Here is a 16,033-nt window from a genome sequence, read left to right on the forward strand (position 1 = left end):
ATGATCGAGATACAACACCTTAACCTGACGTTTGGCGAGGGCGAGAAGCGTAATCAGGTGCTGGACGATGTGAATATCAGCGTGAGGGACGGCGAGATTTACGGCCTGGTGGGGGAGTCCGGTTCGGGCAAAACCACGGTGCTGAAATGCCTTGCCGGGCTGTTTACCCACTGGGAGGGCGAGCTGGCGATTAACGGCAAGCGGCTGGAAAAACGTATCAGCCAGGAACGCTGCCGCCGGGTGCAGATGGTATTTCAGGATCCGTACGGCTCTTTGCATCCGCGTCACACCATCGGCGATATTCTGGAAGAGCCGCTGCACATTCACCGCATAAAAAATCGGGAGCGGCGCGTTCACGCCCTGCTGGATAAAGTTGGGCTTAGCCGGGCGTTTCGCGATCGCTATCCGCACCAGCTTTCCGGCGGGCAGCGCCAGCGCGTGGCGATTGCCAGGGCGCTGATTCTGGAGCCGCAGGTGCTGCTGCTGGATGAACCTACCTCGGCGCTGGACGTCTCGGTACAGGCGGAAATCCTCAACCTGCTGGCGGAACTTCAGCGTGAGTCGAACCTGACCTACCTGATGGTGACCCACGATCTGGGCGTGATTGCCCATCTGTGTCAGAAGGTGGCGGTAATGCAGTATGGCAAAATCCTTGAAAGCCTGACGGTGGACGAACTGGTCGCCGGGCAGGCCAAAACCGACTATACGCGGATGCTGGTCAATGCCTCACAGCAGTATTCCCGCGAGATGGCGCGGGAGGTGGCGGTGTATTAGGTAGCCGCCACCCGGCAAACCATCAGCGCAAGAGCTGACAATCCGGCGGTAATCGGCACTGCAACGCGCCCGGAACCACTTCGATGCGGAATTTCTCTCCGCTCAGCGGTTCGCCATCAAGGTTAAAGGTCATGCCGTGTGGGGCGATCACTTCAAACCACGCGGATTTCCCGGCGATGATATTGGGGCTCTCCTCAGGCTGCGTCAGCGTCGTAAACAGCGCGGGCAGCAGCCCGTCGCCAGTAAAAATGCGCAACTGTAGCTGACCATCATTAATCAGGGCTTCCGGGCAAAGCTGCTGTCCGCCGCCTGCCTGACGTCCGTTGCCGATACCAATCACCAGCGCGTCGCCCTGCCAGTGGAAGTTCTCACCGTGGATTTCACAGCTGTCGGGCTTGAGGGTGTCCATGCGCATCAGGCCGTGAATGAGGTACGAGACGCCGCCCAGCGCGGCTTTCAGCTTCTCCGGCGTTTCGCTGGTGATCCGCGTGCCGAAACCGCCCGTTGCCATGTTGATAAAGCAGGTTCTTTCATTCACCTGCGCAATGTCGACGGCGGTCGCTTTCCCGAGGATAGCCAGTTGCAGCGCTTTGCCTAAATCCTCAGGTATGCCGGCGCTGGTGGCAAAATCATTGGCGGTACCGAGCGGTAAAATGCCCATCACCGGGCGATGTGCTGTGTTGAGGTCAATAAGCGCGCCAGCGATCTCGTTGATTGTTCCGTCGCCGCCGCCTGAAATGATGGTCTCAGCACCTAACCTGATGCCTTCGTCGATATAGCGTGCCGCATCGCCTTTTTCAAAGGTCACCCGCACGTCAATGCGCGCGCCATCTTCACGCAATTCGGTGATCGCCTGGCGCAACAGATCGTTGCCTGCACTTTTGCCATTGAGAATTAATAAACTGTCTGGATAGGATGCCATCCGGGTTGCTCCCTTTTTTAACTATAGAAAGAGTGTATCCCAGAGAAGGAAAAAGCGGGTAAGAACAGGATGAAAGGCAAAAAATAAGCCCGCGTAAGGGAGATTACGCAGGCTAAGGAGGTGGTTCCTGGTACAGCTAGCATTTATGGGTTATGTTTTTCAGCGGGGGGATAATACCCGTATTGAACGAAGCGGTATGTGATCCGATTCTAAGAATTATCCCAGCGTGAAAAAATCCCGTTGATTGACTATTTGCCGTGTGGATTTCGGGTATTTTCACCTTCAAAATTACGCATCAGCAGCGCAAACTCCAGCTCTACCTCTTCAGGAACCGGCAGCCAGACCACATGGCCGTCGCCAGGTGCGACCTCTATCGCCTCACCTTTTTTGTTTTCCAGGTGCTCGAGGCGGAAGTTGATGTTGCCCTGAGGCGTCATCAGCTCCAGGCTGTCGCCTTTAGTGAATTTGTTTTTTACGGCGACGGCGGCCAGCGGACCTTTACGTTCGCCGGTGAAGTCGCCTACAAACTGCTGGCGTTCGGAAATAGAGTAGCCATGCTCGTAGTTCTGGTAGTCGTCGTGGGTGTGACGACGCAGGAAACCTTCGGTATAGCCGCGATGCGCCAGACCTTCCAGCGTTTCCAGCAGGCTGGTGTCGAACGGTTTGCCGGCGGCGGCATCGTCGATGGCTTTGCGATACACCTGTGCGGTACGGGCGCAGTAGTAGTAAGACTTGGTGCGGCCTTCGATTTTCAGGGAGTGTACGCCCATCTGGGTTAAACGCTCGACGTGTGCGATGGCGCGCAGATCTTTGGAGTTCATGATGTAGGTGCCATGCTCGTCTTCGAAGGCGGTCATGTATTCGCCCGGACGTTTGGCTTCTTCGATCATAAACACGCTGTCGGTAGGCGCGCCGATACCCAGCGTTGGCTCAACGTTGGTGACCGGGATCGGCTCGTGTTTGTGCACGATATTGCCGATGTCATCTTCTTTGCCTTCCTGAACGTTATATTCCCAGCGGCAGGCGTTGGTGCAGGTGCCCTGGTTCGGGTCACGCTTGTTGATGTAGCCAGAGAGCAGGCAGCGGCCGGAGTAGGCCATGCACAGCGCGCCGTGAACGAAGATTTCGATCTCCATATCCGGCACCTGGGTGCGGATCTCTTCGATCTCTTCGAGGGACAGCTCGCGGGACAGAATGACGCGGGTCAGCCCCATCTGTTTCCAGAATTTCACCGTTGCCCAGTTGACGGCGTTAGCCTGCACCGAGAGGTGAATGTCCATCTCCGGGAAGTTCTCCCGAACCAGCATGATTAAACCCGGGTCCGACATGATCAGCGCGTCCGGCCCCATCTCCACGACCGGCTTCAGGTCGCGAATGAACGTTTTCAGCTTGGCGTTGTGCGGCGCGATGTTCACCACCACGTAGAATTTTTTGCCCAGGGCATGCGCTTCATTGATGCCGAGCTGAAGATTCTCGTGGTTGAATTCGTTGTTACGCACGCGCAGCGAGTAGCGCGGCTGGCCCGCGTAGACGGCGTCGGCACCATAGGCGAAAGCGTAACGCATATTTTGCAGCGTTCCCGCCGGGGAAAGGAGTTCCGGTTTAAACATGTTTGTTCTCGTTCTGATGACAGGTCAGATCCGCGTGCACCTGGTGCAGCGGTAAGGGGAGATCCCCCACTTTAAGGGCGGGCATTGTAGCGCTGCGGGGAAGAGAGGTAAAGCTTTGCCCCTCACCCTGCCCTCTCCCCTTTGGGGAGAGGGCAGGGTGAGGGAGGGTTATTCAGGCAATCCTGCATGCATCCGCTTCCCAGCGATAACCCACGCCGTACACCGCGCGAATAAACGACTGGTCGGCGTCCAGTGCCTCCAGCTTGCGGCGCAGGTTTTTGATGTGACTGTCGATGGTGCGGTCGGTCACTACGCGGTAATCGTCATACAGATGGTTGAGCAGCTGTTCGCGGGAAAACACTTTTCCCGGCTCGTGGGAGAGCGTTTTCAGCAGGCGGAACTCCGCTGGCGTAAGATCCAATAGTTTGCTGCGCCAGCTCGCCTGGAAGCGGCTTTCGTCGACGATCAGCGGGCTTTGCGCATCCAGCACCTGCAATTCACGCTGTGGCTTACAGCGGCGGAGGATGGTTTTCACCCGAGCGACCACCTCCCGCGGGCTGTAAGGCTTGCAGATGTAATCGTCGGCGCCGATTTCGAGCCCCAGCAGACGGTCGATCTCTTCGATTTTGGCCGTCACCATCACGATGGGCACATCGGAGAAACGACGAATTTCCCGGCACAGGGTCAGGCCGTCGGTACCCGGCAGCATCAGATCCAGCAGGATCAGATCCGGCGGCGTCTGGCGCACGTAGGGCAGCACCTGGTCGCCGTGGCTGATAAGCGTTGGCGCGTAACTTGCGGCACGCAAATAGTCGATCAGCAGTTGTCCAAGTTTAGGCTCGTCTTCCACGATCAAAATACGCGGTGTGTTGTCGTCAATCGGTAACTCGGTCATGCTTCCCTCGATAAATCCCGTTCCAGAGGTAACTCTACTGTAATGCTAACCCCGCCAAAAGGCGAATGGGCGGCGCGGATGGTGCCGCCGTGGGCCTCAACAATGTTAACGCAAATCGCCAGCCCAAGGCCGGAACCGCCGCTGGCGCGGTTGCGTGAACCTTCGGTGCGATAGAAGCGCTCGAACAGTTTTTCCAGCTGCGCATCTTTCACGCCAGGGGCGGAGTCCGCAAAGGTCAGGGCAAAGCGCCCGTTTTCCTGCCTGCCGGATATATGCAGCGCGCCGCCGCCGTCGGTGTAGCGGAGGCTGTTCTCCAGCAGATTATTGAACAGCTGCATCAGGCGATCTCTGTCGCCAAATACCACCGCGCTGTCCGGCAGCGAAAGGTTGATTTTCAGGTCACGGCTGGCGAAGCGCTCGCGGAATGCGCCGGTCACAACTTCAAGGATATTGATCACGTCGACTGGGGCTTTCTGGTAGGCCAGGGCGCCTTCGTCGGACATGGAAAGCTGATGCAGATCGTCCACCAGCTTGGTCAGCGTGCCGACTTCCGCCTGAAGCGAGGCCACGGACTCGGGGGTGAACTGCCGCACGCCGTCCTGAATCGCCTCCAGCTCGCCGCGCAGCACCGCCAGCGGGGTGCGCAGCTCGTGCGAAATGTCGGCCATAAAATCGCGGCGCATCTGCTGGTTTTTTTCCAGCGTGCTGGCGAGCTGGTTGAAGTCCTGCGCCAGCTTGCCCAGTTCATCCTGGCTGCGGGTGTCAACGCGGGTCGAGAAATCACCCGCCGCCAGCTTGTGCGTGCCTTCCACCAGGCGCTTAACCGGCGCCAGCAGGCCGCGCGCCAGCGGGAAGGTGGCGAGCGCCGCAAGCAGGGTAGAAAGCGCGACAATCAGCCAGCTGGTCTGACGCTGCTGGCGGTCAAAGTTGATGTCGGTGTTGCGCGTCAGCCGCTCGACCGGCGAGGCGATAACCCAGCCCACCGTGGCGCCGTTCGAGGTGATGGCGCGCTTTGTACCGTCCGGCGGTACCGGAGAGCGTGGGCCAACGAGCACGCGCATCTCCTGATCTATCACCCAGAACTGGGTGCGCCAGCCGTGCGGCGGCATGCCCGGCCCCGGGCGGTCGTCGTCATTATCGTGCTCCAGCGAACGCAGGATTTGAAACACAAAGCGATCGTTATTGCGCAGAAAACGCCAGTTACCGTGCAGGCTATACTGTTCGCCCAGCGCGTCGCTTAAGCCCTGTAGTCGCTGTTCGTTACCGTGCTTAATGTAGTCAATAAAGCCGCGCTCAAAGCTGACCCGCACCGCCCAGTGCATGGTAATCAGCAGAACGATACAGGTGGCGAAAATCGCCACAAAAAGCTTACCGGTGATCCCCGGACGCCAGAATTTCATGGTGCACTCCTTTTGCCGCGTCGGATCACGACGTTTTTGGTCATGTCATTCGGTACTCTGGCAAAGATAAAAGCGGGCAGGGCGATAATTACCGCCATGCTGAGGTAAGTGTATAAAAAGACCTGATGCGCGACGGGGGTGTCGGCGCTGAGATGGTGCTGCCCGTACATGCCGAGCAGCAATCCGGCGACCGTGACCCCCACGCTCATGGAGAGCTGCATGATCATCGACAGCAGGCTGTTACCGCTGCTCGCCAACTCGTCCGGCAGATCTTTCAGCGTCAGGGTGTTCATCGACGAGAAGCGCATGGAGTTGATGATCCCCTGGCAGAACAGCACCAGCGGCAGGATGTAGTACCAGCCCAGCAGCGCCACGGCCATAAACAGCAGGCAAACCAACGCCAGCCCGATCGTGGCGGCCACCAGCACCCGGCGATAGCCAAAGCGGTTCACCACCTGCACCACAATACGCTTCATCCCCATGCTGCCGAGCACCATCGGGATCATCATCAGCCCGGCGTGGAACGGCGAGAAGCCCATCCCAATCTGTAAAAATACCGGCGTCATAAACGGCAACATGCCGCTGCCGATGCGTCCGGCAAAGCTGCCGAAGAGACCAAGACGGTAGGTGGGATTCCTGAACAGATTCAGGCTGAACAGCGCGTTAGCGTTGCCTCTGGCATGCCACAGATACCAGAGAATCGCGGTGATCCCCAGCGCCACCAGCAGGGCGAGCGACAGGGAGGAGATCCCCAGCCCTTTTTGCCCGTCGAGGGCCAGGGTGAGCGTCGCCATGCCAGCCGCCAGCAGGATAAAGCCAACGAAATCAAAGCGCCGGGTCTGCATTTTATAGTTCGGCATCAGCGTCAGAGTGGCAATCGCGCCGATAATACCGACCGGCAGGTTGATCAGGAAGATCCAGTGCCAGGAGGCATACTCCACCAGAATACCGCCCAGCGCCGGGCCAAGCAGCGGGCCGACCTGACCGGGCAAGGTGACGAAGGTCATCGCCGCCATATACTGCGCGCGCGGAACAATTTTCATCACCGTTAACCGCCCGACGGGCACCATCATCGCGCCGCCGACGCCCTGTAGCACGCGCGCCATCACCAGCTGGTCGAGGGTATTGGCCTGGGCGCAAAACAGCGACCCGGTGGTAAACAGCACAATGGCGGTGAAGAAGATGTTTCTCACACCGACTTTATCCGCCAGCCAGCCGCTGGCGGGCAGCATCACGGCGACCGTCAGCACGTAGGCGACAATCACCATATGCATGTGCAGCGGGCTCTCCCCCAGGCTTTTCGCCATCGAGGGGAGGGCGGTGTTCACGATGGTCGTGTCCAGCGACTGCATAAAGAAGCCGAACGCGACGATCCACAATTGCCAGCGAACGTTACTGGGTAGGTCGGTCATTTACTCGGTCACCGTGGTTCTCTTTTTACGCGAAAAACGCAGCCGCAGTCGGTCAAAGAACAGATAGACTACCGGCGTGGTGTAGAGCGTCAGCAGCTGGCTCATCACCAGGCCGCCGACAATCGTGATCCCCAGCGGCTGGCGCAGTTCAGAGCCGTCACCGCCGGATATAACCAGCGGTAGCGCACCGAACAGCGCGGCCAGCGTGGTCATCATGATCGGGCGAAAACGCAGCAGACAGGCCTGGAATATCGCCTCGTCCGGCGTCAGGTTGCCGTTACGCTGGGCGTCCAGGGCAAAGTCGACCATCATAATCGCGTTTTTCTTCACAATACCTATTAATAGCATGATCCCGATGAGCGCGATTAGGCTGAACGGGGCACCGAACAGCTCCAGCGCCAGCAGCGCCCCCACGCCCGCAGAAGGCAGCGTGGAGAGAATGGTCAACGGGTGCACATAGCTTTCGTACAGCACGCCCAGCACGATATAAACCGTGGCAATAGCCGCCAGAATCAAAATGACCTGCGAGTTCATGGTGTCCTGGAACACCTGCGCCGTACCGGCAAAGCTGCCGCGCACGGAGGAGGGCACCCCGAGCTGGGTCATGGCGCGGTTGATGGCGTCGCTGGCCTCAGACAGCGACGAGCCGGTTGGCAGGTTAAACGACACGGTCGAGGCGGCGGAAAGCCCCTGGTGGTTCACCGACAGCGGCGCGTTCGACGGCTGCCAGCTGGCGAAGTACGACAGCGGGATCGCCTTGCCGTCATTATTGATCACAAACATCTTGTCCAGCGCGCTGATGTCCTGGGTGTAGCGCGGATCAACTTCCATCACCACCTTGTACTGGTTCATCGGCTGATAGATGGTGGAGACTTCACGCTGCCCGAAGGCGTTGTTAAGCAGGCTGTTGGCCGCTTCAACGTTAATGCCCAGGCGGGACATGGTTTCGCGATCGTAGGTGAGCGCCATCTCGGCGCCGTTATTCTGGCTGTCGGAGTTCACGTCCGCCAGCTGCGGCAGCGCGGCCAGCGCTTTACGGATCTTCGGCTCCCACTCGCGCAGGGCGGCTAAGTCATCTGAGAGCAGGGTATACTGATAGCTGGCGTTAGCCTGTCGTCCGCCGACGCGGATATCCTGAACGGCCATCAAAAACAGATTTGCCCCCGGCTCTTTGGCAAGCTTCAGCCGCAGGCGGTCAATGATCTGCTGCGCCGTTTCGTGACGTTCACCGCGTGGCTTAAGGGTAATAAACATCATCCCGCTGTTAACGCGCGAGCCGCCGGTAAAGCCGGTGACGTTATCCACGGCCGGATCTTCCCGGATGATCTTCATAAAGTCTTGCAGTTTGCCCCGCATCGCCTGGAACGAAATACTCTGGTCCGCCTGAATACCGCCCATCAGCACTCCGGTATCCTGCTCCGGGAAGAAGGTTTTCGGGATGGTGATATACATCCAGACGTTGAGCACAATGGTGCCGATCAGCACCAGCCCGACAAGACGCGTGTGGTTCAGCACCCATTTCAGCGATTTGCCATAGCCTGACTGCATCGCCATCAGGACGCGGCCAAAGCCTTTCCTGCGCGGCTGCGAGTGAGGTTGGCTGCGCTTTAGCATCCAGCCGCACATCATAGGCGTCAGCGTCAGCGAAATCACCAGGGAGATACCGATGGCGACGGAAAGCGTGACGGCAAATTCGCGCAGCAGTCGCCCCGGCAGGCCGCCCATCAGCAGCAGCGGCAGGAACACCGCCACCAGCGACAGGCTCATGGACAGGACCGTGAAGCCCACTTCGCGCGTCCCCTGAAGCGCCGCCTGGAGCGGCTTCATGCCCGCTTCCAGATGGCGCGAGATATTCTCCAGCACCACGATGGCGTCATCCACCACAAACCCGGTGGCAATCGTCAGCGCCATCAGCGACAGGTTGTTAAGACTAAAGCCGCACAGGTACATGGCGGCAAAGGTGCCTATCAGCGATACCGGAACCGCCACCGCCGGGATCAGCGTGGCGCGCCCCGAGCGCAGGAACAGGAACACCACCAGGATCACCAGCGCGACGGAGATGATCAGCGTTTGCTCTACCTCCTCAAGCGAGGCGCGAATGGTAGGGGAGCGGTCCTGCGCAATCTGGAGGTCGATGGCCGCCGGAATCGTTTCCTGGAGCTCCGGCAGGCGCGCGCGGATGCTGTTCACCGTCTGGATAATGTTGGCTTCCGGCAGTTTGCGGATCATCAGCAAAATCGCCGGTTTGGCGTTAGTCATCCCGGCGTTACGCACGTCCTGCACCGAATCGGTGACGCTGGCGACGTCGCTCAGGCGCACCGCCGCACCGTTGTTGTAGTGAATAATCAACGGCTGATACTCGGCGGCGGTTTTCAGCTCGTCGTTGGTCTGGATCTGCCAGCGGTGGCTGTTGTCCTCAATCGCGCCCTGCGGCTTACGCACGTTCGCGTTGCTGATGGCGGAACGCACGTCGTCCAGCGACACGCCCTGGTTAAACAGCGCCTGCGGATTCAGCCCCACGCGCACGGCGGGCAGAGAGCTGCCGCCGACGTCCACGTCGCCCACGCCGTCAATCTGGGCGATGGTTTGCGCCAGCTGGGTGGAGGCAAAATCGTACAGCTCGCCCTGGGAGTAGGTCTCTGACGTGAGCGTCAGGATCATGATCGGCGCGTCGGACGGGTTAGCCTTGCGGTAGGTTGGACGGCTCGGCATGCCGCTTGGCAGCAGGCTTTGGGCGGCGTTTATCGCGGCCTGCACGTCACGCGCCGCGCCGTTGATGTCCCGGTCGAAGTTAAATTCCAGAATGATGCGCGTGCTGCCCAGCGAACTGCTGGAGGTCATCTCGTTAACCCCGGCAATTCGCCCAAGCGAGCGCTCAAGCGGCGTCGCCACCGATGACGCCATGGTTTCCGGCGAGGCACCCGGCAGCGAGGCGCTGACCATGATCACCGGGAAATCGACCTGCGGCAGCGGGGCCACCGGCAGCAGCCGGAAGCCCAGCACGCCGCACAGGGTAATAGCGACGGAGAGTAAAATCGTCGCCACCGGACGGTAAATGAAGAGGGCGAAAAACTTCACTTACGCCTCCTCTTCACGTTTCGGGAAGCGGCTTTTCGTCCACAGGGCCAGACGGTCAAACAGCAGGTAGATAACCGGCGTGGTAAACAGCGTCAGCACCTGGCTCACCAGCAGGCCGCCCACCATCCCGATGCCCAGCGGACGGCGCAGTTCGGCCCCCACGCCGGTGCTCAGCATCAGCGGCAGCGCGCCCAGCAGGGCGGCGAGGGTGGTCATCAGGATCGGACGAAAACGCAGCAGACAGGCCTGGTAAATGGCCTCGCGCGGCGCCATACCCTGCTCGCGCTCGGCGGCCAGCGCAAAGTCGATCATCATGATGGCGTTTTTCTTCACAATGCCGATAAGCAGGATGATGCCGATGATCGCAATGACGTCCAGCTCGCTCCCCGCCAGCATCAGCGCCAGCAGCGCCCCCACGCCCGCTGTCGGCAGGGTGGAGAGGATGGTGATCGGATGGATAAAGCTTTCATACAGCACGCCAAGCACGATATACATCGCCACCACCGCCGCGACAATCAGCCAGACGGTGCTGCCCAGCGCGGCCTGGAACGCCAGCGTACTGCCCTGGAACTGGGTCTGAATATCGGACGGGAAGCTGAGTTCTTTCTCCGCGCCCAGAATGGCCTCCACCGCTTCGCCCAGGGAATACCCGTCCGGCACGTTGAAGGAAATGGTGGTGGACGGGAACTGATCGAGATGGTTAATCGACAGTGGGGTGTGGCGCTCTTCCACGCTGGCAATGGCGCTGAGCGGCACAATCCCGCCGTCTTTGCTGGTCAGGCGCACCGTGTCCAGCGCGGCCAGCCCGGGCGTGTTTTCGGTGTTATGTTCCAGCACCACGCGATACTGGTTGGCCTGGGTATAGATGGTGGAGATCAGGCGCTGGCCAAAGGCGTTATACAGGGCGTTATCCACGTCGGACATGGTAATGCCCAGACGGCTGGCGGTGTCGCGGTTGACGTTCACGTACGCCGCCAGCCCTTTATCCTGCCAGTCGCTGCTGACGTCAGAAACCTGCGGCAGTGCTTTCAGCTTGTCCACCAGCTGCGGCACCCAGGTGCTCAGTGCCTCAAGCGAGGTGGCCTGGAGCGTAAACTGGTACTGCGTGCGGCTCACCTGCGTATCAATGGTTAAATCCTGGATCGGTTGCAGATACAGCTCAATGCCCGGCACGCGCGCCACCGCGCTTTGCAGGCGTTCAATCACCGCGTTAACGCGATCGTCGCGGTCATCGAGCGGTTTAAGGTTAATTTGCAGGCGCGCGCTGTTGAGCGACGGGTTGGTGCCGTCCACGCCCACGTAGGCAGTCAGGCTTTCCACGGCCGGATCTTTCATGATGATCTCAGAAACCTGCTGCTGGCGCTGCGCCATGTTGGCGAAGGAGACCGTCTGCGGCGCCTGAAGCGTGCCCTGAATAATGCCGTTGTCCTGAATCGGGAAGAAGCCTTTCGGAATGAAAATCCACAGCATGACGCTGAGCGCCAGGGTGCCGAGCGCCACGCCGAGCGTTGCCCACGGATGGTTCAGCACTTTCGCCAGCACGCGGCCGTAGGCGGCGATAATGCGCTCGAACATCCGCTCGGAGGCGCACGAGAAGCGGTTTTGCTTGCGCAAGGACTCGTGGCTCAGCATGCGGGCGCACATCATCGGCGTCAGCGTCAGCGACACCACGGCAGAGATCAGAATGGCGACCGCCAGCGTCACGGCAAACTCGCGGAACAGCCGCCCGACGATATCGCCCATAAACAGCAGCGGGATCAGCACCGCAATCAGCGAGAAGGTGAGTGAGATAATGGTAAAGCCAATCTCCCCCGCGCCCTTCAGCGCGGCGGCTAACGGCTTTTCACCTTTTTCGATATAGCGCGAGATGTTCTCGATTACCACGATGGCGTCGTCCACCACAAACCCGGTGGCGATGGTGAGCGCCATCAGCGTCAGGTTGTTAATCGAGAAGTCGAGGAACACCATCACCGCGAACGTGCCGACCAGCGAGAGCGGCACGGCGACGGCGGGAATGATGGTTGCCGGGACGTTGCGCAGGAACAGGTAGATGATCATCACCACCAGCGCAATCGCCAGCATCAGCTCGAACTGGGTGTCGGTCACTGACGCGCGAATATTCGTGGTGCGGTCAGAGAGCACTTTCACGCTGACCGATTTTGGCAGGCTTTCCACCAGCTGCGGCAGCATGGTGCGAATGCTGTCGGCGGTATCAATAATGTTCGCGCCCGGCTGGCGCTGAACGTTCATGACAATCGCCTGCTGCTTATTGGCCCACGCCCCGAGCCAGCTGTTTTCCGCGCCTTGTTCAACGGTTGCCACGTCGCCCAAACGGATCGGCGCGCCGTTCTGGTAGGCAATGATCAGCTGACGGTACTCATCGGCGGACTGCATCTGGTCGTTGGCGGAGAGCGTGACCGCGCGGGTCGGGCCGTCCAGCGAACCCTTCGCTGAGTTGACGTTGGCGCTACTGATGGCGGTGCGAATGGTTTCGCTGGTTAACCCCAGCGCGGCAATGGCCTGGGCATTCAGTTTGACGCGCACGGCGGGGCGTTGACCGCCCGCCAGCGTCACCAGCCCCACGCCGGTCACCTGCGAAATCTTCTGCGCCACGCGGGTTTCAACCATGTCTTCGACCTGGGTCATCGGCATGGCGGAGGAGGTGACGGCAAGGGTCATGATCGGCGGATCCGCCGGGTTGACCTTGCTGTAAACAGGTGGATTCGGCAGGTCAGACGGCAGCAGGTTTGTGGCGGCGTTAATCGCGGCCTGCACCTCCTGCTCAGCGACGTCCAGCGACAGCGTAAGCTGGAACTGAAGCGTGACGACCGAAGCGCCACCGGAACTCTGGGAAGACATCTGCTTCAGGCCAGACATCTGGCCAAACTGACGCTCCAGCGGGGCGGTGATGGCGGACGTCACCACATCCGGACTGGCGCCCGGATAGAGGGTGACAACCTGAATGGTCGGGTAGTCCACTTCCGGCAGCGCCGACACGGGCAGAAAACGGTAGCCAATGATCCCGGCCAGCAGGATCGCCACCATCAACAGGGTCGTCGCAACCGGACGTAAAATAAACAGGCGTGAGGGCCCACCTGTAGAGCTCGGCGGCATCACCTGCATCAGGCTTTTGCTCCTGTATCCTGCGCTCCCACCACTTCGACCTGCGCCCCTTCGGTCAGCCGGTCAATACCGTCGGTGACGACGCGGTCGCCAGCGGACAGCCCGGCGCTGATCACCACCGTCTGGCTGTCCTGGATGCCGGTTTTCACCAGGTGTTTGCTGACCTTGTTTTCGCTGTTCAGCACCCAGACAAAGTTGCCTTCACTGCCCATTTGCAGGGCCGCCGTCGGGATCACCACCGCGTTTTCTTCGGTCGCGACCAGCATTCGCGCGTTGACGAACTGATTCGGGAACAGGGCATCGTCCTGATTGTTGAAGCGTGCTTTTAGCTTGATGGTGCCGGTGGTGGTGTCGATCTGGTTATCCAGGCTCAGCAGCGAACCTTCGCTCAGCTTCTGCTTGTTGGTGCGATCCCAGGCTTCAACCACCAGCGCTTTTCCGGCCTTCTGCGCCTGTATCACCGTCGCAATGTCGCTTTCCGGCAGGGTAAAGACGAGATCGATAGGGTGCGTCTGGGTGATCACCACGATGCCCGTGGTATCGCCGCTGGAGATTTGGTTCCCGATATCAACCTGTTTCAGGCCCACGCGGCCGTCAATCGGCGCGGTGATCCGGCTCCAGTCGAGCTGGAGCTGGGCGCTGGCGACCGCGGCTTCGTCGGCCTTGATGGTGCCCTGAGATTCACTGACCAGAGACTGCTGGGTGTCCAGCTCCTGGCGCGACACGAGGTTGGTTTTTACCAACTGCTGATAGCGGGCTAAATCGCGGCGGGCATTGGCGAGGGTGGCTTTGTCTTTCGCGAGCTGCCCCTGCGCCTGCGCCAGGGCCACCTTAAACTGGCTTGGATCGATTTCCGCCAGCAGATCGCCGGCTTTTACCTGCTGACCTTCCTGGAAATGGATGGCCATCAACTGACCGTCCAAGCGGCTACGTACCGTCACGGTGTTGGCGGCGGTGATGGTTCCCAGCCCGGAGAGATAACGAGGCACCGCTTTATTCACCGCCGTTGCCGCCTGCACCGGTGCCAGCGCACCGCCGCGCATACCGTGGCGCCCGCCGCCCGTTGAGCGTTGTGAGGGGCTATTAGCGCCAGCAGGTGCCGTGGAGTTCGCGGACTGGCTGTGCCAGTACCAGGCGGCGGCCAGGACCACCACAATCAGACCAACGGCGATTGCCCAGCGGGATTTGTTACTGCCTTTCATCGTTATACGTTCTCATCCTGAAACTCTTTCGGGGAATGATACTAGTTTAGTCAGCTAACACAGCGGAAAAATGGAGGAAATATGGAAGACTGTCGGGAATTGTCTGAGTGTGGCGCGCTGGTTCGCCTTCGCCGGGTGGCGGCTTCGCCTTACCCGGCCTACGGTTGGAAGATCTTGTAGGCCGGGTAAGGCGAAGCCGCCACCCGGCACAACCCCATTAGCTAAACACCACCTGCGCCCAGCGCGCCAGCCCTGCCGTAACGGAGCCAAAGTCATCGCCGCCGGCAATCGGGATCCCCGGCAGCTGTTCCGCCAGCGCTTTCTTGATCAGCGGCGAACGGGCGCTACCGCCAGTCAGGTAAATTACGTCCGGCTTCACTTTGCCGTTCTCAAGCGCCAGTCGCACCTGCTCCAGAATACGCTGAAGCGGCTGAGTCAGCGCCATTTCCAGCCCTTCCTGAGTGATAGCCGTAGCCAGATCGTCACTGATAAACGGCAGCGAAACCGCATGCTCTGGACGATCGGAAAGGGCAATTTTGCTCTCTTCGGCGGTGCGCACCACGCGGTAGCTCAGACGCTGACGCCACACCTTATACAGAAGTGCGACCTTCTCTGCATCCTGCGCATCACGCACCAGATCGTTGAGGAAACGGCCATTCGCGGTGCTGTAAAAATCACTCTGGGCAGGGACGTCGTTGATGGCAATCGCGTTCCACCACGGCAGGATCGGCAGGGCGATGCCTTTCTCGGTTTGACCGCCCATACCGAGCAGCGGCATCAGGCTCTTGAAGGCCAGGGCAATATCAAGATCGTTACCGCCCACGCGGCAGCCGCTGTGCCCCAGCAGACTATTTTCACGATCGCGACGGTGATGCCACTGCGGACCCATCAGCAGTAATGAACAGTCCGTCGTACCGCCGCCGATGTCCACCACCAGCACCCGTTTCTCTTCCGTCAGCGTGGCTTCAAAATCCAGCCCCGCCGCAACCGGCTCATACTGGAACACCACGTCACGGAAGCCTGCCCGGTGCGCTGCACGCTCAAGGATCCCCTGCGCCTGCTGGTTGGCTTCGTCGCCGCCCAGCCCCTGAAAGTTAATCGGACGGCCAATCACCGCCTGGGTGATGGCATCCGGCACCTGGGACTGCGCCTGATTGCGGATGTGCAGCATCATCGCGCAGACCAGATCTTCAAACATCGCCACCTGCTGCGGCTTCAGTCCGCTGGCGCCGAGGAAGGATTTCGGCGATTTAACGAAGTAGACCTCTTCCGGGTCTTCAATGTACTGCCCGAGGGAAGAGAGGCCGAACTGCACGCTGGACGGGGTAACGTCGATATCTTCCTCGCGGTTAAAGCTGACCGCACGGCGCAGCAGCGCTTGGGTCTCCGCCGCCGTGGCCGGAACCTGATGGTGGCGGAACAGCCACTCGCTCACCGCTTCACGCGTGGGCGCACAAAGCATTGACGGCAACAGCGTACTGCCGTTTTCCATTTTCAGGAGCTGCGGTTGTCCGTTTTGCATTATCGCAACCGAGCAGTTTGCGGTGCCGTAGTCGAATCCAATAAACACAATAAATCCCCATGCCGGTGAGAAGGGGCGAGACTTTAGCGAAATGT

General features: G+C 60.0%; 10 protein-coding genes. 1 reads left to right on the top strand and 9 read right to left on the bottom strand.

Translation table 11 applies throughout. The features are described from left to right. Entirely contained in the window at positions 1 to 774 is a 774-nt protein-coding gene (locus ACOTX5_RS06470; protein WP_032669504.1) for an ABC transporter ATP-binding protein, read from the top strand. A gap of 22 nt (positions 775 to 796) precedes the next feature. On the opposite strand, the gene yegS is transcribed toward ACOTX5_RS06470, so the two are convergent. The 9 genes from yegS to yegD form a co-directional block, all read right to left on the bottom strand. Further along, complete coding sequence (gene yegS, locus ACOTX5_RS06475) at positions 797 to 1,696, bottom strand: lipid kinase YegS (protein WP_047727013.1); 900 nt, start codon at positions 1,694 to 1,696, stop codon at positions 797 to 799. Positions 1,697 to 1,944: 248 nt separating this feature from the next. Next, entirely contained in the window at positions 1,945 to 3,306 is a 1,362-nt protein-coding gene (yegQ, locus tag ACOTX5_RS06480; RefSeq protein ID WP_045910879.1) for a tRNA 5-hydroxyuridine modification protein YegQ, read from the bottom strand. 172 nt (positions 3,307 to 3,478) lie between these two features. Next, the gene (gene baeR, locus ACOTX5_RS06485; protein WP_015572364.1) at positions 3,479 to 4,201 is read right to left on the bottom strand and encodes a two-component system response regulator BaeR; all 723 of its coding nucleotides are present in this window, start codon (positions 4,199 to 4,201) and stop codon (positions 3,479 to 3,481) included. Further along, a complete protein-coding gene (gene baeS, locus ACOTX5_RS06490) occupies positions 4,198 to 5,601 on the bottom strand; it encodes a two-component system sensor histidine kinase BaeS (protein ID WP_015572365.1) in 1,404 nt (467 codons plus the stop codon). Before baeS ends, baeR begins: the two co-directional genes overlap by 4 nt. After that, positions 5,598 to 7,013, bottom strand: a complete 1,416-nt coding sequence (locus ACOTX5_RS06495; RefSeq protein ID WP_045910878.1) for an MFS transporter — start codon at positions 7,011 to 7,013, stop codon at positions 5,598 to 5,600. The genes baeS and ACOTX5_RS06495 overlap by 4 nt, the downstream gene beginning before the upstream one ends. After that, positions 7,014 to 10,091, bottom strand: a complete 3,078-nt coding sequence (gene mdtC / locus ACOTX5_RS06500) for a multidrug efflux RND transporter permease subunit MdtC (RefSeq protein WP_017693079.1) — start codon at positions 10,089 to 10,091, stop codon at positions 7,014 to 7,016. Beyond that, positions 10,092 to 13,214, bottom strand: a complete 3,123-nt coding sequence (locus ACOTX5_RS06505; protein WP_045910877.1) for an MdtB/MuxB family multidrug efflux RND transporter permease subunit — start codon at positions 13,212 to 13,214, stop codon at positions 10,092 to 10,094. Continuing rightward, on the bottom strand, positions 13,214 to 14,416 hold the full coding sequence (locus ACOTX5_RS06510) for an MdtA/MuxA family multidrug efflux RND transporter periplasmic adaptor subunit (protein ID WP_045910876.1): 1,203 nt from the start codon (positions 14,414 to 14,416) through the stop codon (positions 13,214 to 13,216). Before ACOTX5_RS06510 ends, ACOTX5_RS06505 begins: the two co-directional genes overlap by 1 nt. A 217-nt stretch (positions 14,417 to 14,633) precedes the next feature. Then, entirely contained in the window at positions 14,634 to 15,986 is a 1,353-nt protein-coding gene (gene yegD / locus ACOTX5_RS06515) for a molecular chaperone (protein ID WP_045910875.1), read from the bottom strand. Positions 15,987 to 16,033 lie beyond the last annotated feature (47 nt).

The organism is Enterobacter cloacae complex sp. IR5441, assembly GCF_049238215.1.
Taxonomy (GTDB): domain Bacteria; phylum Pseudomonadota; class Gammaproteobacteria; order Enterobacterales; family Enterobacteriaceae; genus Enterobacter; species Enterobacter hormaechei_C.

Bases quoted from the DNA above. Each gene is read 5' to 3' on its own strand.
- ACOTX5_RS06470 (WP_032669504.1), top strand. From the start codon at position 1: ATGATCGAGATACAACACCTTAACCTGACGTTTGGCGAGGGCGAGAAG.
- yegS (WP_047727013.1), bottom strand. From the start codon at position 1,696: ATGGCATCCTATCCAGACAGTTTATTAATTCTCAATGGCAAAAGTGCA.
- yegQ (WP_045910879.1), bottom strand. From the start codon at position 3,306: ATGTTTAAACCGGAACTCCTTTCCCCGGCGGGAACGCTGCAAAATATG.
- baeR (WP_015572364.1), bottom strand. From the start codon at position 4,201: ATGACCGAGTTACCGATTGACGACAACACACCGCGTATTTTGATCGTG.
- baeS (WP_015572365.1), bottom strand. From the start codon at position 5,601: ATGAAATTCTGGCGTCCGGGGATCACCGGTAAGCTTTTTGTGGCGATT.
- ACOTX5_RS06495 (WP_045910878.1), bottom strand. From the start codon at position 7,013: ATGACCGACCTACCCAGTAACGTTCGCTGGCAATTGTGGATCGTCGCG.
- ACOTX5_RS06505 (WP_045910877.1), bottom strand. From the start codon at position 13,214: ATGCAGGTGATGCCGCCGAGCTCTACAGGTGGGCCCTCACGCCTGTTT.
- ACOTX5_RS06510 (WP_045910876.1), bottom strand. From the start codon at position 14,416: ATGAAAGGCAGTAACAAATCCCGCTGGGCAATCGCCGTTGGTCTGATT.